Genomic DNA, 18,019 nt, shown 5'->3' on the forward strand with positions numbered 1-18,019 from the left:
GCTCAGACCCGCTCCAGGATCAGCGCGATGCCCTGGCCCACGCCTATGCACATGGTGCACAGCGCGTAGCGGCCGCCGGTGGCGTGCAGGCGGTTGATCGCCGTGGTGGCCAATCGCGCGCCCGAGGCGCCGAGCGGATGGCCCAGGGCGATCGCGCCGCCCCAGGCGTTGACGCGCTCGTCGTCGTCCTTGAGGCCGAGCTGGCGCAGCACGGCCAGGCCCTGGGCGGCGAAGGCCTCGTTGAGCTCGATCACGTCGAGCTGCTCGAGCTTGAGGCCGGTCAGCGCCAGCACCTTCTCGGTGGCCGGCGCCGGGCCTATGCCCATGACACGCGGCGCCACGCCGGCCGTGGCCATGCCGACCACGCGCGCCTTGGGGCTCAGGCCGTTCTTCGCCGCGCTGGCCTCGTCGGCCAGCAGCAGGGCGCAGGCGCCGTCGTTGACGCCGCTGGCGTTGCCCGCGGTCACCGAGCCATCGGGGCGCACCACGCCCTTGAGCTTGGCCAGGGCCTCCAGGCTGGTCTCGCGCGGATGCTCGTCCTTGTCCACCACGATGGCATCGCCCTTCTTCTGCGGGATGGTGACGCCCACGATTTCACGCGCCAGGTGGCCGGCCTTCTGCGCGGCCACGGCCTTCATCTGGCTGGCCAGGGCCATGCGGTCCTGGGCCTCGCGTTCGATCTTGTAGTCGACCGCCACGTTCTCGGCGGTCTCGGGCATGGAGTCGACGCCGTATTTTTCCTTCATCAGCTTGTTGACGAAGCGCCAGCCTATGGTGGTGTCGTAGACCGCGTTGGCGCGGCTGAAGGCGGACTCGGCCTTGGGCATGACGAAGGGGGCGCGGCTCATGCTCTCCACGCCGCCAGCGATCATCAGACCCGCTTCTCCGGCCTTGATGGCGCGCGCGGCCGTGCCCACGGCGTCCAGGCCCGAGCCGCACAGGCGGTTGATCGTCGCTCCTGGGACTGCCGTAGGCAAGCCTGCGAGCAGGCTGACCATGTGGGCCACGTTGCGGTTGTCCTCACCGGCCTGGTTGGCGCAGCCGTAGATCACGTCGGCAACGGCCTGCCAGTCGACATTGGGGTTGCGCGTCATCAGCGCCTTGAGCGGGATCGCGCCCAGGTCATCGGTGCGCACGCTGGACAGGGCGCCACCGTAGCGGCCGAAGGGAGTGCGGATGGCGTCGCAGATGAAGGCTTGGGTCATGGGAGTCTCCGTGTGTGTGAAAGGGTGAGGGGAACAGGGCCAGGCTCAGGCCTGGATGGGCAGGCCGACCAGGGCCTCGAGCTCGGCATGGCCCAGGCCTTCGACCTTGTCGACCAGCTTCAGGCCCTGGGGCGTGCACGCCAGCGTTGCCAGGTCGGTGTAGATGCGTTTGACGCAGGCGATGCCGGTCAGCGGGTAGCTGCACTGCGCAACGATCTTGCTCTCGCCGCTCTTGGTCAGCAAGTCCATCATGACCCAGGTCTGCTTGGCGCCGATCGCCAGATCCATCGCGCCGCCCACGGCCGGGATGGCGCCGGGCTCGCCGGTGCTCCAGTTGGCCAGGTCGCCGGTGGCCGAGACCTGGAAGGCGCCGAGCACGCAGATGTCGAGGTGGCCGCCGCGCATCATGGCGAAGCTGTCTGCGTGGTGGAAATAGGCGCCGCCGGGCAGCAGCGTGACCGGCTGCTTGCCCGCGTTGATCAGGTCGTAGTCTTCCTGGCCCGCGGCCGGCGCCGGGCCCATGCCCAGGATGCCGTTCTCGCTTTGCAGGATGACCTCGCGCCCGGCTGGGATGTGGTTCGCCACCTCGGTCGGCATGCCTATGCCCAGGTTCACGTAGGCGCCGTCGTGGATGTCCTGCGCGACGCGCTGGGCCAGCGCCTGCTTGCTGCGTTTGGTGTAGCTCATGTTCAGGCCGCCTGCTTGAAACCGCCGGCCTGGGTGGCCACGCGGGGGATGCGCACGATCTTGCTCACGTAGATGCCCGGGGTGACGATGCTCTCGGGGTCGAGCGCACCGAGCTCCACGATCTCGTGCACGGTGGCGAGCGTCTGCTTGGCGGCGGTCGCCATCACGGGGCCGAAGTTGCGCGCCGACATGCGGTAGCTGAGGTTGCCCCAGCGGTCGCCCTTCTCGGCCTTGACCAGCGCGACATCGCCGTGGATCGGGTACTCGAGCACGTACTGCCGGCCGTCGATCTCGCGCGTCTCCTTGCCCTTGGCCAGCTCGGTGCCATAGGCCGTGGGGCAGAAGAAAGCGCCTATGCCGGCGCCGGCCGCACGCAGGCGCTCGGCCAGGTTGCCCTGCGGCACCAATTCGAGCTCGAGCTTGCCGCTGCGGTAGAGCTCGTCGAACACCCAGCTGTCGGTCTGACGCGGGAAGCTGCAGATGATCTTGCGCACGCGGCCGGTCTTGAGCAGCGCGGCCAGGCCCTGGTCGCCGTTGCCGGCGTTGTTGTTGACCACCGTGAGATCGCGCGCGCCCTGCGCGATCAGGCCGTCGATGAGTTCGTTGGGGATGCCGGCGGTGCCAAAGCCACCGATCAGCACGGTGGCGCCGTCTTGGACGCCTGACAATGCCTCGGCAATCGAGGCGGCGATTTTGTTGATCACTGTTGTGCTCCTGCGAATGACACCGCCGGACTAGGCGATTTGTTCGTAATAAGAATAAATGTTCGTATAATGAATTCTAAACCGCATTCACCATCATGGCAAATCCAGCGACACGTACCCAGGCCAGCCCGCAGCCGGGCGACAGTTATGTGCAGTCTTTTGCGCGAGGGCTGGAGGTGATCCGTTCCTTCAGCGCCCAGGCCCCGGAACAGACCCTGAGCGAGGTGGCCGCTCGCACGGGCCTGACACGGGCCGGGGCGCGGCGCATCCTGCTGACCCTGCAAACGCTGGGTTATGTGCACAGCGACGGCAAGCACTTTCGCCTCATGCCGCGCATCATGGATCTCGGTTTCGCCTACCTCTCGTCGCTGCCGATCTGGAACCTGGCCGAGCCGGTGATGGAGCGCCTGGCCGAGCAAGTCAAGGAGTCCTGCTCAGCGGCCGTGCTGGACGGCAGCGACATCGTCTACGTGCTGCGTGTGCACACCCACAAGATCATGTCGCTCAACCTGGGCGTGGGTTCGCGCTTACCGGCCTATAGCACGTCCATGGGGCGGGTGCTGCTGGCCGGCCTGCCCGATGCCGAGGTGGAGCAGCACCTGCGGCAGACCGAATTGAAGGCCTACACCCGGCACACGGTGACGGAGGTGCAAGACCTGATGCAGCGCGTACGCCAAGTGCGCGAACAAGGCTGGTGCCTGGTCGACCAGGAGCTGGAAGAAGGCTTGATCTCCTTGGCCGCGCCGGTGACCGACCGAAGCGGGCACACCGTGGCCGCGCTCAACATTTCCGGGCAAGCCAATCGCACCAGTGCCGCGGTCATGCAGCAAACCATGCTGCCGGCGTTGCGCGAGGCGGCACACACCATTTCCACGTTGCTGGCGGCCAGACCACGAGGGTAGTCGACCCCAGAACGCCGTCCACTTGCGCTCGTAGTCGTTCACCGCGAACTCCTCCACCATGAAGTCGATGAACGAGCGCACCTTGGCCGACAGGTGCTTGCGGCTGGGGTAGGCGATGTTGATCTGCAACCTGGGCAAGTCCCAATCGTTCAGGACCGGCACCAGCCGGCCCGCCACGATGTCGTCATAAACAATGTAGCTGGGCTGCACCAGGATGCCCAGCCTTCGCCATTTTCATGGTGGTGATCGGCGGCATCGGCCGCATCGAGGGGCCGCTCGTCGGGGCGCTGGTGTTCTGGGCACTCAACAAGTTCTTCAGCGACTACGGCACTTGGTACCTGCTGGGCCTGGGACTGCTGGCCATCGTCATGACGATCCACTTCAAGCAAGGCCTGTGGGGCTATGCCAAGCAACGATGGGGATGGACGCTGTTTCCAACGTCCCGGCGACTTCGCACGTAGCCGAAGAACGCGCATCAGACCTGCGCGGGCGCCGAGCGCCGGTGGCCGCGTCAGCTCACCACACCCCGATATCGATTCCCGCCTTGAGCTCTCGGGTGTTCCAGGTCTCGATGCCCACGGGCGTGATGCCGATGGTGCGGCGGCGGCAGAACAACCAGTCGAGCAGGCGGCGCTGCATCTGCTCGCGCACGGCCGCGTGCTCGGGCGAGGCGCCGAGGTCGCGGTATTCGAGCGGATCGTTGACCAGGTCGAACAGCATGGGGCGCAGTCCGTCCACATGCACGTACTTCCACTCCTTGGTACGCACCATGGTCATGTTGCAGCGGTCCACGGGCGCACCGATGGGCAGGCGCACGCAGTCGCGGAAGGCGAAGCTGTTCTCGCACACCGCCTGATCCTTGGTCCAACCGTCCTGGCCCTGCAGCAGCGGCTGCAGCGACTGCCCCTCCAGCCATTCCTGCGGCTGCGGCAGGCCCAGGGCGTCGAGGAAAGTGGGCGCGAGATCGATGGCCTCGACCATGGCCTCGCTCACGCTGCCGCGCGTGGCATCGGCGCTGGCGCGCGGATCGACCACCAGCAGCGGCACCTTGACGATGGCGTCGTGGAACAGTTCCTTCTCGCCCATCCAGTGGTCGCCCAGGTAATCCCCATGGTCGCTGGTGAAAACGATCAGCGTGTCCTGATCGCGTCCGCTGTCCTTGAGGAACTGCATGAGTTCGCCGATCTGGTCGTCGATCTGGCTGATCAGTCCCATGTAGGCCGGAATCACGGTTTCGCGCACGCCGTCCTGGCTGAAGGTGCGACTCGGCGTGTAGTCCATGAAACCGCGGTAGACCGGATGCGGATCGGCCCGCTCGCCTTCGTCGCGCTGCACCGGCGACACGTGCTCGGGACCGTACATCGCATGGTAGGGTGCGGGCGCCACGTAGGGCCAGTGCGGCTTGATGTAGGACAGGTGCAGCACCCAGGGCTGCTCGCCCTGCTCGGTGATGAAGTCCATAGCGCGGCGCGTCATGTAGGGCGTCTCGCTGTGGCGCGCCTCCACGCGGGCCGGCTCGCGCGCCCAGCGCAGTTTCCAGCCCGAGTGCAACTCGCCATCGGCCCCGAGCGAGGAGTTGGCATAGTCGTGCCAGGGGTTGTCGCCGCCGTAGCCCTGGGCACGCAGGTAGTCGCAATAGCGGTTGTCCTCGGCCTTGAAGCCCGGCGGCAGGATGCCGTCGTCGCGCTCGTAGGGTTCGAAGCCGCCTTCCATCACCAGCCGGCCCGGGTCCCGGGTCACGTCCATGCCCAGGCGGGCCGCGCCCTCCTCGTCGGCCTCGACGTGGGTCTTGCCTGCCACGGCGCAGCGCACGCCGTGCGGCCGCAGGTGGTCGCCCAGCGTCTTCTGCGCCACCGACAGCGGCACGAAGTTCCAGGCCGAGCCATGGCTGGTGACGTAGCGACCGGTGTAGGTAGACATGCGCGAGGCGCCGCACACCGGGCCCTGCACGAAGGCGTTGGCGAAGCGCACGCCGCGCGCCGCGAGCGCGTCGATGTTTGGCGTCTTCAGCGTGGGGTGGCCCGCGCAGCCCAGGTAATCCCAGCGCAGCTGATCGGCCATGATGAACAGGACGTTGCGGACGGTCGAAGCGGAAGCGGTCATGAAGGGTTCTCCATCAGGCAATCAACAGGTCGGCCTGGGCACGGGCCGAACGAAGCGGCTCCATCAGGCTCTTGATCGCCTGATGGGCCGGGTGCAGCTTGTACGCGTCGAGCGCGGCGCGCGAGGTGAAGGTCATGGCCACGGCCAGGTCCCAGGCCCCATCGGCCTCGATGGCGTTCGGGCCCACCGCCAGGGACTGCAGCCCGTCGATCTTCCCGCTCAGCGCCTCGAAGGCGCGGACCACGGGCTCCGCCTGAAGCCGCCGCTCGGCGGACGTGGCCCCGCTGAGCTGCCACATCACCAGGTGCAGGATCCGGCTCATGCGCCCGCTCCAGGTCCGCGGCGGTCCACCCACCGTGAATTCGGCATCGGTTCGGTCTCCTGCCCTGGTCGGGAAACGATAGTTTGGGGTGCTTGTCGAGGCAGCGCGGCCAGATGCCGGCGCGTGGGGAACAGCGACCAGCCCCAGCGCTGCTGGGCAAAGCCCCACAGGCCCTGCTTGAACAGCAGCGTCGCGAGAATGGCTAGCAGGCCCAGCCCCAGCAGGTACCAGGTGCCGTAATCGCTGAGAAACTTGTTGAGCGCCCAGAAGATCAGCGCGCCCACCAGCGGCCCCTCGATGCGGCCGATGCCCCCGATCACCACCATGAAGATGGCGAAGGCCGTCCAGTTGACGCTGAAGGCCGCATCGGGGCTGATGCGCAGGTTGCCCACGAAGTACAGCGCCCCGGCCAGGCCGGCACCGAAGGCCGCCACGGCGTAGACCGCCAGCTTCATGCGCCGCACCGGAATGCCCTGCGACTCGGCCGCCACCTCGTTGTCGCGGATCGCCAGCAGGGCCAGGCCCCGCTTGCTGCGCAGGAACAGGTACACCAGACCGATCGACGCCACCACGCAGGCCAGGGCCATCCAATAGGTGACCGACTCGCGCGTCGCCTTGTCGATGCCGCGCAGCGCCGTGAGCGTGGTGCCCGAGCCGCCCCCCACGGCGGGGATGTTGGCCAGGCTGAGCCGGCAGACCTCGGCGATCACCCAGGTGCCGATCGCAAAGTAGCCGCCCTGCAGCCGGAACGCCACCCACGACAGCGGCAGGGCCGCCAGCCCGGCCGCGAGCGCCCCGAGCGGGATCGCCACGAAGGGATTGACCCCGGCGAAGTTGCCCAGGGCCAGCATCACGTAGCCGCCCAGGCCGAAGAAAGCCTGCTGGCCGATGGACACCATGCCGCCGTAGCCGGCCAGCAGGTTCCACATCATCGCGAAGATGAAGTAGCAGGCGATCTCGACGAATTCGCGCATCCAGCTGCGCTCGCCCCACAGTGGCAGCGTGGCCGCGACCAGCACCAGCAGGCTGGCCAGCATCAGCGCGATGCGGCTGGCGCGGCTGCCGCGCTCGACCTTGACGTCCGTCGTGTCCATGACCCCTCCCCCCTTCAACCCCGCGTGCGCGGAAAGATGCCCTGCGGCCGCAGCACCAGCACGGCCAGGAACACCAGATGCCCGAACCAGATACCCCAGCCCGGGTCGAGCCGGAAGCCGATCTGCTGCGCCAGGCCCAGCATCATGGCGCCCGCGAGCGTGCCCCAGAACGAGCCCAGGCCCCCGATCACCACGGCCTCGAAGGCCACCAGCAGCAGCATCGGCCCGTCGGCCGGCGAGACCGTGGTGCGCATGCCCTGCAGCATGCCGGCCAGCGCGATCAGCACGAAGGCGATGGCCGTGGCCAGCGCGTAGACGCGGGCGGCGTTCAGCCCCATGAGCTCGGCGATCTCGCGGTCGTCCGACACGGCGCGGAACGAGCGACCGAGCGAGGTGCCCGTGAACAGCCACTGCAGGCCCGCCGTGGCGGCCAGCGCGAGCACCAGGATCGCCAGCGGCAACACACCGACCGACAGCTGCGGCGTCAGCGCCAGCCCCTGCGTGGCCAGGGCGCCGATCTCGATCGAGCGCGGGTCGGCCGAGAACAGCTCGAGCAGCAGGTTCTGGATCACGATGGACAGGCCAAAGGTCACGACCAGCGAGGGCAGCGGGTCGCGCCCCAGCGTGCCGTTGAGCACATGGCGTTGCAGAGCGTAGCCGGCGGCAAAGGCCAGCGGCAGCACCAGCAGGCCCACCAGCCAGGGCGAGAACCCGGTCGCGGCCAGTCCGGCGATGGCGGCGAACGCCCCGAGGATGATGAAGTCGCCCTGGGCGGTGTTGGTCAGGCGCATGACGCCGAACATCAGCGACTGCCCGAGTGCGAACAGGGTGTAGAGCCCGCCGAGCAGCAGGCCCTGGATCAAGATTTCGAACATGGCGATCAGATTCCGAAATAGGCCTGCGAGATCTGCTCGGCGGTGAACGCCTCCGAGGCGCCGTGCAGCGACACGCGGCCTTCCTGCAGGCAGTACAGGCGCTGCGAGACCTGGCGGGCGAGGGAGACGTCCTGCTCCACGATCACCACCGTCATGCCCTCGGCCGTGATGGCTGGCATGGCGCGGTAGATCTCGCGGATCACGATGGGCGCGAGACCGAGCGAGAGCTCGTCGCACAGCAGCACCTCGGGGTTGCTCATCAGCGCGCGCCCCAGCGCCACCATCTGCTGCTGGCCGCCCGAGAGCGCCGTGCCGGGCTGGCGGCGCTTTTCGTCGAGGATGGGAAACAGCTGGTACAGCCGCTTCAGGCTCCAGGGGCCGCCGCGGCCGGCCGTGGCGCCCATGAGCAGGTTCTCCTCCACGCTCAGGCTGGGAAACAGGCGCCGGCCCTCGGGCACCAGGGCCAGGCCGCGCCGCACGATCTGCCCCGGCGGCAGCCCGCCGATCGCCTCGCCACGCAGGCGCACCGCTTCGCGCGGCGCCTTGACCAGCCCGGTCAGGGCCTTGAGGAAGGTGGACTTGCCGGCGCCGTTGGCGCCGATGATGGCCACCAGCTCGCCCTGCGCGAGCTCGAAGTCGATACCGAACAAGGCCTGCGCGTCGCCATAGAAGGCCTCGAGGCCATGGGTCGAAAGCAAGGAACTCATGTCAAGCCTCTATCCCCATGTAGACGCGCCGCACCTCGGGGTCGGCCATCACGGCCTGGGGCTGGCCCTCGGCCAGTTTCTGGCCGAAGTTGATGACGAAAAGCCGGTCGGCGATGGACAGCAGCGCATGCACCACGTGCTCGATCCAGATCATGGTCACGCCCTGGGCCTTGATGCGGCGCAGCTCGTCCACCAGTTCGTGGGCCTCGTGCTCGGTCAGGCCGCCCGCGATCTCGTCGAGCAGCAGCACACGCGGCCGCGTGGCCAGCGCGCGCGCCAGTTCCAGCCGCTTGCGGTTGAGCAGGGTGAGGCCACCCGCGGCCCGGTTGGCTTGCGCCATCAGGCCGGTCTGCTCCAGCACCTGCGCGGCGGTACGCCAGGCCTCGCGCTCGGACTGCTGCCCGCCGAAGCAGGCCGCCGTGACCAGGTTCTCGAACACCGTCATGTTGCCGAACGGCTGCGGCACCTGGTAGCTGCGGCCGATGCCCGCATGACAGCGCTGGTGGGGACGCAGCCGGGTCACGTCGCGGCCGTCGTACTCCACGCGGCCCGCGTCCACTCGCACGTCGCCCGAGATCAGATTGAACAGCGTGGTCTTGCCCGCGCCGTTCGGCCCGAGGATGCCTAGGGTCTCGCCCTCCGCCACCGACAGCGTGATGTCGTCGGTGACCTTGAGCGCCCCGTAGGACTTGCTGACCGAATGAAGCGCGAGCAGCGGCATGGACGGGCCCTTACATCACCTTGAGCGTGCCGCCGGCCGGAATCTGCTTCGCGGCCTCGTTGTTGACGATGGTGAGCTCGGCCTTGTACTTCTTGCCCTTGCCCCACTGGCCCAGCACCAGCGGCGTCTTGCTGACGTTCTTGAACGGGCCCAGGCCGCCCCACTTCACGTCGCCGACAACGGTCTTGATCTGGCTCGCGGCCACGGCGTCGCGCACGTCGCCCGCCTTGAGCGACTTGCTGCGCGCCAGCGCATCGGCCGCCACCTCGAACAGCGCATGGGCAAAGCCGATAGGCTGGGTCCACTGCTTCCTGGTGCCCGCCTCGTAGGCCTCGGCCAGCGCCTTGGCGCTCTGCTTGGTCAGGCTGGAGCTGAAGGGGTGCGAGGGGCTCCACCAGACTTCCGTCGTCAGGCCCTCGCCCAAGTCGCCCAGCGCCTCGATCGCGCCGGGGAACAGCAGGGCCTTGCCCAGCGTGACGACCTTGGGCTTAAAGCCCTGCTGCCGGGCCTGCGTGAGAAAGGTCTTGGCGTCGGGCGGGATCACCACGCCCGTGACGATCTCCACACCCGCCTTCTTGAACGCGGCGATCTGGGCACTGAAATCCTGCGTGCCGTTCTGGAACCGGCCCGGATCGGTGAGGCTGAATCCCATTTCCGACAACGGCTTCGGGAAGCCGAGCGCCTTGTCGCCCCAGGCGTTGCCATCGCCATCGTTGGGGAACAGGCCACCCACCTTCTTGTTGGTCGGCACGCTCTTCCAGCCGTTCGTGAAGTTGGCGATCACGTCCTCCAAGCCCCAGAACAGGTGGTAGGTCCAGTTGAATCCGGTGGCCGGATGGCCCTTGCGGCCAAAGAACCACGGCTGCCAGGGCACGACACTGGAGATGCACGGCACCTCGTTGAGTTCGCAGGCATCGCCGACCGGGTTGGCGGTCTCGGGCGTGCCGGCGGTCAGCACCAGGGCCACCTTGTCCTTGAGGATCAGGTCGTTGGCGACCTCGCCCGCACGGTTGGGGTTGGACTGGCTGTCCTTGAGGACGATCTGCACGGCGTGCTTCTTGCCACCGATGACGATGCCGTCCTTGAACGCGGCCTTCATCTGCTCGATGACCCATTTGTCGGCCTCGCCGAACGGCGCCAGCGGGCCGGTCTGCGGCGAGACATAGCCGATCTTGACAGTGTCTGCGGCCCAGACCAGGGGCGTGGCGCCGGCGGCGGCCACGGCCGCAAGACCCTGCGTGAAATGGCGGCGGGAAATCGTCATGGTGTGCTCCTCGGGGCGTCGTAATCGTTGCGGGACAGGAAGATCAGTCCACTTTCAGGCCAATGCGCTTGATGACGGGCGCCCAGCGCGCGGACTCGGTCTGGATGCGCTGCGCCGCGACGGCCGGCGAATGGCCCATGGGCTCGACGTCCACGCTCCTGAAGACGTCGAGGACCTCGGGCCGCTTCATGGCCGCGGCGACTTCGGTCTGCAGACGGTCGATCACGGCCTGGGGCGTGCCTTTGGGCACGTAGAGCATTTCGGCAAAGCTGGCCTCGAAGCCGGTGACGCCGGCCTCGTGCATGGTCGGCACATCGGGCGCCAGCGGCGAGCGCTTGCGGGTGGACACTGCCAGGCCGACCAGCTTGCCCGACTTGACGTGCGGCACGATCTGGTTGGTCACCAGGAAGGCGCAGCCCACCTGGCCGGCCAGCAGGTCGGCCGTGGCGGGCGCAGGGCCGCGGTAGGGCACATGGGTCATGTGGATGCCGGCCTGCGCCAGGTACATCTCGATGGCCAGGTGTCCCGGCACGCCGGCGCCACCGGAGGCATAGTTGAGCTGCTTGGTCTTGGCGAGCGCCGTGAGCTCGGCCACCGTCTTCACGCCCACCGAGGGATGACAGGCCAGCATCAGGTTGATGCTGCCGAGCGTGGTGACGGGCACGACGTTTTCGGGCGCGAAGCTCAGCTTGGTGTAGATCTGCGGATTGACGGTGAGAATGGTGTCCGGCCCGGTGAGCACGTTGTAGCCATCGGCCTGCGTGTTGAGCACGGCCTGCGTGCCCACGTTGCCGCCCGCGCCGGGCTTGTTCTCCACCACGACGGCCTGGCCGAGCGCATTGCCGAGCGGGCCTCCCATGCCGCGCACGAGCATGTCGCCGGGCGTGCCCGGCGGGAAGGCCACCGTGACCTTGATGGGTTTCTGGGGCCAGGCAGCGGGGGCCTGGGCCGTGGCCTGCAGCGGCGGCAGGGCCAACGCGGCCACGCAGATGGCGGCCAGGTGGATGCGTCGTTTCATGGGTTTGTCTCCTCGGGTTCTGGGTCAGGGGTATGTTTGAGGATGAAGGGAGCGGGACGGCGCCAGTGCTTTCACCGGGCTTCAGCCCGGCCGCGCGCCTTCGAAGGCGTGCTGCAGCAGTTGGCGCAGCGCCTGGCGCTCCAGCGCACGCGGGTTGGGGTACTGGTTTTGCAGCGCGATCTCGCAGGCCCGGTCCAGGTCCTGTTCCCGCAGGCCGATGTCCTTGAGCGCGACCGGTGCCCCGTTGTTTTTGGCCAGGTCATACACCGCCTGCGGCGCCGAACCGGCGTTCAGGGCCCGGGCGATCCGGCCCATGGCCTCGGGCGCTGCCTTGGCGTTGTAGGCCAGCGCCTGCGGCAGCACGATGGTGTGGGTTTCGGCATGCGGCAGGTTGAAGCTGCCGCCCAGCGTGTGGCACAGCTTGTGGTGCAGCGCCATGCCCACATGGCCCAGCACGGTACCGCACAGCCAGGCGCCGTAGAGCGCGTCCGAGCGCGCGGCCAGGTCGCCCGGCTGGCGCCGGATGGCCGGCAGCGCCCGCCCGAGGGCGGCAATGCCTTCCTCGGCCATCAGGCTCATGATGGGGTTGGCGTCCACCGCGTACAGGCCCTCGGCCGCATGGGCGATGGCATTGATGCCGCTGGTGATGCTCAGGGGGACGGGCAGGCCGGTGGTGAGCTCGGGGTCGTAGATGACGCTGCGCGGCAGCACGCGGGCGTCCTTGCCGGTTTTCTTCAGGCCCGCTTCGGTGATGCCGTAGATGGGGGTCATCTCCGAGCCGGCGTAGGTGGTGGGAATGGCCAGGATGGGCAGGCTGGAGTCGAGGGCGATGGCTTTGCCCAGACCGGTGGTGGAGCCGCCACCGACGGCAACAGCGCAGTCGGCGCCGAGCGTGCGAGCAAGGTCGCGGGCCTCGCGCGCGGTCTCGATGGGCACGTGCATGACGGCGCGATCGAAGATGCCGGCGCTGCGCTCGCCCAGCAGGGCGGCGACGCGCTCGGCCAGCGGACGCTGCTCGGGGGTGGACAGCACCAGGGCGCGGCGTGCACCCAGGGCTTCGATCTCCGGCCCAAGCTGCGACAGGCTGCCCGCGCCGAAGACCACGCGGGACGGGTTGGCGGTGTAGAGGAAGGGGGTCATGCCGGTTGACACCTGGGCTTCAACGCGGGTAGTGCGGCGCCAGCTGCGCGTCCACATTCACCCACACGCTCTTGACTTGCGTGTATTCGCGCATTGCGTCGAAGCCCATCTCGCGGCCGTAGCCCGACACGCCCACGCCACCGAAGGGCGAGCCCGGGTTGACGCGCTTGTAGCAGTTGATCCAGACCATGCCGTTTTTCATCTCGCGGGCGAACTTGTGGGCGCGCTGCAGGTTGTTGGTCCACAGGCCGCCGCCCAAGCCGTATTCCGTGCCATTGGCGATCTGCAGCGCCTCGGCATCGTCCGTGAAGGTGATCACGGTCACGAAGGGGCCGAACACCTCTTCCTGCGCCACACGGTCTTTCCACGAGCCAGCGCGCACCACGGTGGGCTGGACGTAGCAACCTGCAGCCAACACGCCTTCGGGCGCCTTGCCGCCGGCCAGCACTTCGCCGCGCTGGCCGCGTGCAATGTCCACGTAGCTCAGCACGCGGTCGCGGTGCTGCAGGCTGGTCAGCGGGCCCATCTCGGTGTTCGGGTCCAGCGGGTTGCCCAGGCGGATGCTCTGGGCCAGCGGAATGAATTTTTCCAGGAAGGCGTCGGCGATCTTCTCGTGCAGCACCAGGCGCGAGCCCGCGATGCAGGCCTGTCCCTGGTTGTGGAAGATGGCCCAGGCCGCGCCGTTGACGGCGGCGGTCAGGTTGGCATCCTCGAACACGATGTTGGCGCCCTTGCCGCCCAGTTCCAGCTGCACCTTCTTGAGGTTGCCCGCGCTGGCCTGCACGATGCGGCGGCCGGTGGCGGTGCTGCCGGTGAAGGCGACCTTGGCAATGCGCTCGTGTTCGGCGATGTACTGGCCCGCGACCGAACCCAGGCCGGGCAGGATGTTGACCACGCCATCGGGCATACCGGCCTGGGCCATCAGTTCGGCGATCTTCAGCGACGACAGCGGCGTGATCTCGGCCGGCTTCATCACCACGCAGTTGCCGGCGGCCAGCGCGGGCGCCATCTTCCAACTCGTGAACATGAGCGGGAAGTTCCAGGGCACCACCTGCCCCACCACGCCCACGGGTTCGCGCAGCGTGTAGTTCAGGAAACCCTGCTCCACTGGAATTTGTTCGCCCTGGAACTTGTCAGCCATGCCGCCAAAGTAGCGGTAGGTCACGGCAGTGCGCGGGACGTCCAGCAGGCGCGAATCGCGGATCGGGTGGCCGGTGTCCAGAGACTCCAGGCGCGCCAGCTCCTCGGCGTTGTCTTCGATCAGGTCGGCCAGCTTGAGCAGGATGCGGCCGCGGTCCATGGCGGCCATGCGGCTCCAGGCGGGCAGGGCTTTTTCGGCGGCGGCCACGGCCTTGTCCACGTCGGCGCGCCCGGCCATCGCCACCTCGGTAATGACGGAATTGTCGTGCGGGTTCAGCGTGGCCAGGGTCTCGCCGGATTCGGCGTCGACGAACTGACCGTCGATGAAGAGCTGGTGGCGAACCGGCGTGCGCAAGCCCGCCGCAGCCGCGATGTCTGCGAGATTCATGAAAACTCCATCCCCGCTGGAGCGGGGTTTACGGGATCGACGTCGGGATCAGAAGCTGACGGGCACTTCGGGTGCTTCGCCGTTCTGGATCTCGTAGACCAGCTTGGGCGAACCGTTCTCCCACACCAGCAGCATCGAGCGCTTGGGGCTGTAGCCTTGGTGGCGGCAGTAGGCGGGCATGGCGGCTATGTCGCCGGCCTTCATGATCACGCGCGCCAGCGGCTTGCCGGTGTTCTTGTCGGCGCAGTCCCAGTCGATCGAGTCGCTCATCTGGAAGAACCACTCCACGCGATCGTTGGAATGCATGATGGGCAGGATGTGCTCTTCGGTCGTCGGGCACATGTAGCTGTGCTTGACCACGCTGGTGAACGAGGGGTTCCAGGTCACCTGCGAGCGGCTCAGGAAGCCGAACAGGTTGAAGGCGTGCACCTCGTTCTCGAAGCCGGGCTCCGGGTGCAGTTCGGGCTCGTCTTGCGGCACGTCGGCGAACGCGCGGTTGACCGGGGCCCCGCGTTCGTCGCTGCGCAGCGCCAGGTCGCCCTTGAGGCCAACGCAGCGGGTCGCCAGTTCACGGGCGCGGGTGATGGCCGCGATGTTGTTGCCGTTCTTGCGACCGTAAGGCGTGCCGGTCTCCTGCGGCGCCGCGAACGGGTCGAAGCAGGCGTTGGTCCAGTCGTCCAGCATCTGCTCGAAGGTGGCTTTGATTTGTGCAGTCGGGAAGTTTTCCAGCAGGTCCACGCCAGCAGACTTCATGGTGCCGTTGAAGGCACCGGCCTGCAGGTCCACCGAGGTGTAGTGGTTAACGGTGCCGATCACGTCGTCGAAGTTGACGCCGCCATAGAAAAAGCCCCAGGCCACGTCACGCATCAGCGCACTCAGGAAGGCGCCGATGTCCATGGTGTGCGACAGCGGACGGCCGTCACGCGTGGTCCAGGAAATGTGGGCGAAATATTCATCGCGGCGGAAGCCGAAGGAACCCAGTTTGAATTCCTTGTAGCCCATGACGGGATCGGGCTGCGAGGCGATGACGGCGGCGAGTTCTGCGGGTGCGTTCATGGTGTCGATCTTTCAGAAGATGGGGCTGGCGGGGCAAGAGAGCATCAGGCGGTCTGGCAGATCTCTGACCACTTTTCCACCGACAGATCGCCTTTGCAGGTTTGCAGCACGATCACGCTGGGTTCGGCGGCGCGGAACTGGTACGCGGTGTTCTTGGGCAACATGGCCTGGTGGCCGCGCTTGAGCTTCATCCAGCCCATCTTCTGGCCCTTGGGTTCGCCCTGCACCAGCACGGCGCCGTTCTTTTCCGTGTCCTGCACGGTCTGGGCCGGGTCGAGCTTGATCAGGTGGACCTCTACATCGGTGTCCATGTTCAGCGCAAACTCGTCATGGGCGCAGGTGAACCAAGGGGAGTTGCCTTCGGCCCGCAGGGCTTCGAGCACGTAGATCTGGTTCTGACCGAACACCACCTTCTCGTAGGGCCTGGACTTGTTCGCAATGTCAAAGCAATTCGAGAACACGTAGTTCTTGACGTTGTCGTCGATCGGCTCGACGCGACCTTTCTCGTAGCTCTTCATCGAGCCGAACTTGGTCTGGTACTGGACAGTCATGGGAAGTCTCCTGGGTTGGCGCAGACGTCACTGCATGGAGACCGACTGTAGGCCTCCGCCCGTCACCGCAGAAGCCAGCAAACATGAAGCTTATTGTTTGCGAACACCGAACAATCATCAGGGAATACCCTGAACCGTCGCTACCCGGCCACGAGTGCCTCGGGGATCAGGCCATGCTCGATCAACTGGGCGTCCCAGGGTGGCAGGCGCTTGAACTGTGTCGTGATGTGTTCGATGAACAGGCGCAGCTTGAAGGCATTCCTCGACGTACCGGCATACACGGCGCTCAGCCAGAACGACGACAGCAGGTGCTCCGGCAACACCACCTGGAGCTGGCCCTGCCGTATGGCATCGGAGGCCACGAGGGTCGGCACGCAGACAATGCCCGCATGCTCCATCGCGTATTCACGCAACAGGTGGACGCTGTTGGTCAGCAGCGTGGCGGCGAGGTACAGGGTGATTTCCTGCCCTTGATGATGGAATGTCCAACGATCCCGTGACGGATAGCGGGAATAGAGTCCCAATCGATGTTGGTGCAGCTCCCGCGGGTCCTTGGGCGTGCCGTATTTCGCCAGGTATTCCGGCGTGGCGCAAAACACCCGCCGCACCGGAAACAGTGGCCTGGACACCAGTTCGGTCGAGGTGGCGGGAAAGATCTGCAACGCACAATCGACGCCCGCCGTGACGGGGTCGACCACGGAGTCGCTGACATTCAGGTCCAGCCGGATGTCCGGATAGGTTTCCTGGAAATCACGCAACAGGGAGGCAAAGTGCCCCAGCACCAATCCCGTCAGGGCATGCACGCGCAGGGTTCCGGCGGGGGAGCCGCGCACATCCCGCATCTGATCGACGATGTCGTTGGCCCGGGAAACCAGTTCGGTGCAGTCGCGCAGGAACGACTGGCCCACCTCGCTGAGACGAACCACCCGCGTGCTGCGGTGAAACAGCGGCGCACCGACATAGTCCTCCAACTGCTTGATCCGCGTCGTGACCACGGAGCGAGCAATCCGCAATTGCCGCGCCGCCTCGGCAAAGTTCTGGGTCTGCGCCACCCGGACAAAGGTTTCGATGTTCTGCAAACGGTCCATGCCGCCACTGTAGCTGCAGCATGGCGATCACCGGCAGCCAGCCCGGTCAGCGCTCAGCGCTGACGAAAACCCAGCGCCAACAGCACGGCGCCTGCGCCGATGGCGCCGAGGCTGGCCCAGAGTGGGATGCGCACGGTCTCGGTCTCCTTCACCGTGAGCTCGACCGGACCGATCTTGGCGGCCGTGGTGTCCTTCGTGTAGCTGTACTCCTTGACGACCAAGCCGGCCAGTCCTGCCAGCACCAGCAGCACGCCGAGGATCCGCAACACATTCTTCATCAGAGGGCCTCCGGGCCGGTGGGACAAGCGGGCCATGATACGCTGCGCGGATGTTCAACCCCTCGCAAGCCGACGTCCGCCGCTTCTTCTGTTCCGTCTACGCCAAGGCGCGCGCCGGACAGTCCATGGAGGCGATCGAACTGCTGGCCAGCCAGTGGATAGACGAGCATCCCGAGTACCACGCGGAGCTCGCCGACGCCGAGGCAGCCCTGGCCCGCCACTACGACGCCGAGCCGGGGCGCAGCAATCCCTTCCTGCACCTGTCCATGCACCTGTCGATCAGCGAGCAGTGCAGCATCGACCAGCCGCGCGGCATACGCCGGGCCGTGGAGCTGCTGACGCACCGGCGCGACTCGCTGCACGACGCGCACCACGAGGCCATGGACTGCCTGGGCCGCATGCTCTGGGAAAGCCAGCGCGCCGGCCGCGCGCCCGACGGCGCGGCCTACATCGATTGCGTGCAGCGGCACGCGACGAAGGATTGAACACGCCCCCACGCTCGGCACTTCGTGTCCTCGCTGCCCCCCGAGGGGGCTCTCGCGCCTTGGGGCGGCCCGGCGGCGCTCGACACGCCCCCACGCTCGGCACTTCGTGTCCTCGCTGCCCCCCGAGGGGGCTCTCGCGCCTTGGGGCGGCCCGGCGGCGCTCGACAGCCTTTCTAGAATTGAGTAGGGTGAGGGGTTACCCCCTCAGCCCTCTCACACCACCGTACGTGCGGTTCCGCATACGGCGGTTCAAGCGGAACACTGGAGGTGCTGGTGGATGGACACCAGCGA

General features: G+C 67.2%; 20 protein-coding genes and 1 pseudogene. 3 read left to right on the forward strand and 18 right to left on the reverse strand.

The features are described 5' to 3' along the window. Positions 1–2: 2 nt before the first annotated feature. Genes pcaF through FFS10_RS11560 form a run of 3 tightly spaced genes read right to left on the reverse strand, consistent with a single transcriptional unit; the run spans position 3 to position 2,596 of the window. Complete coding sequence (gene pcaF / locus FFS10_RS11550; RefSeq protein WP_137894622.1) at positions 3–1,205, reverse strand: 3-oxoadipyl-CoA thiolase; 1,203 nt, start codon at positions 1,203–1,205, stop codon at positions 3–5. A 45-nt stretch (positions 1,206–1,250) separates the two neighbouring features. Continuing rightward, positions 1,251–1,892, reverse strand: coding sequence for a 3-oxoacid CoA-transferase subunit B (locus tag FFS10_RS11555; protein WP_137894623.1), 642 nt, complete (start codon positions 1,890–1,892; stop codon positions 1,251–1,253). Between the two features lie 2 nt (positions 1,893–1,894). Continuing rightward, positions 1,895–2,596: a 3-oxoacid CoA-transferase subunit A gene (locus tag FFS10_RS11560; RefSeq protein ID WP_137894624.1), complete on the reverse strand. Its 702-nt coding sequence runs from the start codon at positions 2,594–2,596 to the stop codon at positions 1,895–1,897. A gap of 95 nt (positions 2,597–2,691) precedes the next feature. On the opposite strand from FFS10_RS11560, the gene FFS10_RS11565 reads away from it, so the two are divergent. Next, on the forward strand, positions 2,692–3,498 hold the full coding sequence (locus tag FFS10_RS11565; protein WP_137894625.1) for an IclR family transcriptional regulator: 807 nt from the start codon (positions 2,692–2,694) through the stop codon (positions 3,496–3,498). 15 nt (positions 3,499–3,513) lie between these two features. Here the strand turns inward: FFS10_RS11565 and FFS10_RS11570 are convergent. Beyond that, positions 3,514–3,720: pseudogene (locus FFS10_RS11570) on the reverse strand (LysR substrate-binding domain-containing protein); the annotation flags it as partial. Positions 3,721–3,734: 14 nt separating this feature from the next. Here FFS10_RS11570 and FFS10_RS11575 point away from each other — a divergent pair. Continuing rightward, positions 3,735–3,959, forward strand: coding sequence for an ABC transporter permease (locus FFS10_RS11575; protein ID WP_249931256.1), 225 nt, complete (start codon positions 3,735–3,737; stop codon positions 3,957–3,959). Positions 3,960–4,014: 55 nt separating this feature from the next. On the opposite strand, the gene FFS10_RS11580 is transcribed toward FFS10_RS11575, so the two are convergent. From FFS10_RS11580 to FFS10_RS11645, 14 genes are all read right to left on the reverse strand, one after another. Then, on the reverse strand, positions 4,015–5,601 hold the full coding sequence (locus FFS10_RS11580; protein WP_137894626.1) for a sulfatase-like hydrolase/transferase: 1,587 nt from the start codon (positions 5,599–5,601) through the stop codon (positions 4,015–4,017). A gap of 13 nt (positions 5,602–5,614) precedes the next feature. Continuing rightward, positions 5,615–5,923: a Dabb family protein gene (locus FFS10_RS11585; protein ID WP_137894627.1), complete on the reverse strand. Its 309-nt coding sequence runs from the start codon at positions 5,921–5,923 to the stop codon at positions 5,615–5,617. Next, a complete protein-coding gene (locus tag FFS10_RS11590) occupies positions 5,920–7,017 on the reverse strand; it encodes a branched-chain amino acid ABC transporter permease (protein ID WP_137894628.1) in 1,098 nt (365 codons plus the stop codon). Before FFS10_RS11590 ends, FFS10_RS11585 begins: the two co-directional genes overlap by 4 nt. 14 nt (positions 7,018–7,031) lie before the next feature. Beyond that, entirely contained in the window at positions 7,032–7,892 is an 861-nt protein-coding gene (locus FFS10_RS11595) for a branched-chain amino acid ABC transporter permease (protein ID WP_137894629.1), read from the reverse strand. A gap of 5 nt (positions 7,893–7,897) precedes the next feature. After that, entirely contained in the window at positions 7,898–8,599 is a 702-nt protein-coding gene (locus tag FFS10_RS11600) for an ABC transporter ATP-binding protein (RefSeq protein ID WP_137894630.1), read from the reverse strand. Between the two features lies 1 nt (position 8,600). Then, a complete protein-coding gene (locus tag FFS10_RS11605) occupies positions 8,601–9,320 on the reverse strand; it encodes an ABC transporter ATP-binding protein (RefSeq protein ID WP_137894631.1) in 720 nt (239 codons plus the stop codon). Positions 9,321–9,330: 10 nt separating this feature from the next. After that, positions 9,331–10,584 (reverse strand): ABC transporter substrate-binding protein, encoded by a 1,254-nt coding sequence (locus FFS10_RS11610; RefSeq protein ID WP_137894632.1) that lies wholly within the window; start codon positions 10,582–10,584, stop codon positions 9,331–9,333. Between the two features lie 43 nt (positions 10,585–10,627). Further along, the gene (locus FFS10_RS11615) at positions 10,628–11,602 is read right to left on the reverse strand and encodes a Bug family tripartite tricarboxylate transporter substrate binding protein (protein ID WP_137894633.1); all 975 of its coding nucleotides are present in this window, start codon (positions 11,600–11,602) and stop codon (positions 10,628–10,630) included. An 81-nt stretch (positions 11,603–11,683) separates the two neighbouring features. Then, positions 11,684–12,742 (reverse strand): maleylacetate reductase, encoded by a 1,059-nt coding sequence (locus tag FFS10_RS11620; protein ID WP_137894634.1) that lies wholly within the window; start codon positions 12,740–12,742, stop codon positions 11,684–11,686. Between the two features lie 19 nt (positions 12,743–12,761). Continuing rightward, positions 12,762–14,270 carry an aldehyde dehydrogenase family protein gene (locus FFS10_RS11625; protein WP_137894635.1) on the reverse strand — a complete coding sequence of 503 codons (1,509 nt, stop codon included), beginning with the start codon at positions 14,268–14,270 and terminating at the stop codon, positions 12,762–12,764. A gap of 48 nt (positions 14,271–14,318) precedes the next feature. After that, on the reverse strand, positions 14,319–15,326 hold the full coding sequence (locus FFS10_RS11630) for a hydroxyquinol 1,2-dioxygenase (protein ID WP_137894636.1): 1,008 nt from the start codon (positions 15,324–15,326) through the stop codon (positions 14,319–14,321). A 44-nt stretch (positions 15,327–15,370) separates the two neighbouring features. Then, positions 15,371–15,877: a cupin domain-containing protein gene (locus FFS10_RS11635; protein ID WP_137894637.1), complete on the reverse strand. Its 507-nt coding sequence runs from the start codon at positions 15,875–15,877 to the stop codon at positions 15,371–15,373. Positions 15,878–16,017: 140 nt separating this feature from the next. Next, the gene (locus FFS10_RS11640; protein ID WP_137894638.1) at positions 16,018–16,965 is read right to left on the reverse strand and encodes a LysR family transcriptional regulator; all 948 of its coding nucleotides are present in this window, start codon (positions 16,963–16,965) and stop codon (positions 16,018–16,020) included. A gap of 53 nt (positions 16,966–17,018) precedes the next feature. Continuing rightward, positions 17,019–17,243: a hypothetical protein gene (locus FFS10_RS11645; RefSeq protein ID WP_171016145.1), complete on the reverse strand. Its 225-nt coding sequence runs from the start codon at positions 17,241–17,243 to the stop codon at positions 17,019–17,021. Positions 17,244–17,293: 50 nt separating this feature from the next. On the opposite strand from FFS10_RS11645, the gene FFS10_RS11650 reads away from it, so the two are divergent. After that, the gene (locus FFS10_RS11650) at positions 17,294–17,728 is read left to right on the forward strand and encodes a DUF1841 family protein (RefSeq protein WP_137894639.1); all 435 of its coding nucleotides are present in this window, start codon (positions 17,294–17,296) and stop codon (positions 17,726–17,728) included. Positions 17,729–18,019 lie beyond the last annotated feature (291 nt).

The organism is Ramlibacter sp. 2FC, from assembly GCF_005503345.1.
Classification (GTDB): Bacteria; Pseudomonadota; Gammaproteobacteria; order Burkholderiales; family Burkholderiaceae_C; genus SCMQ01.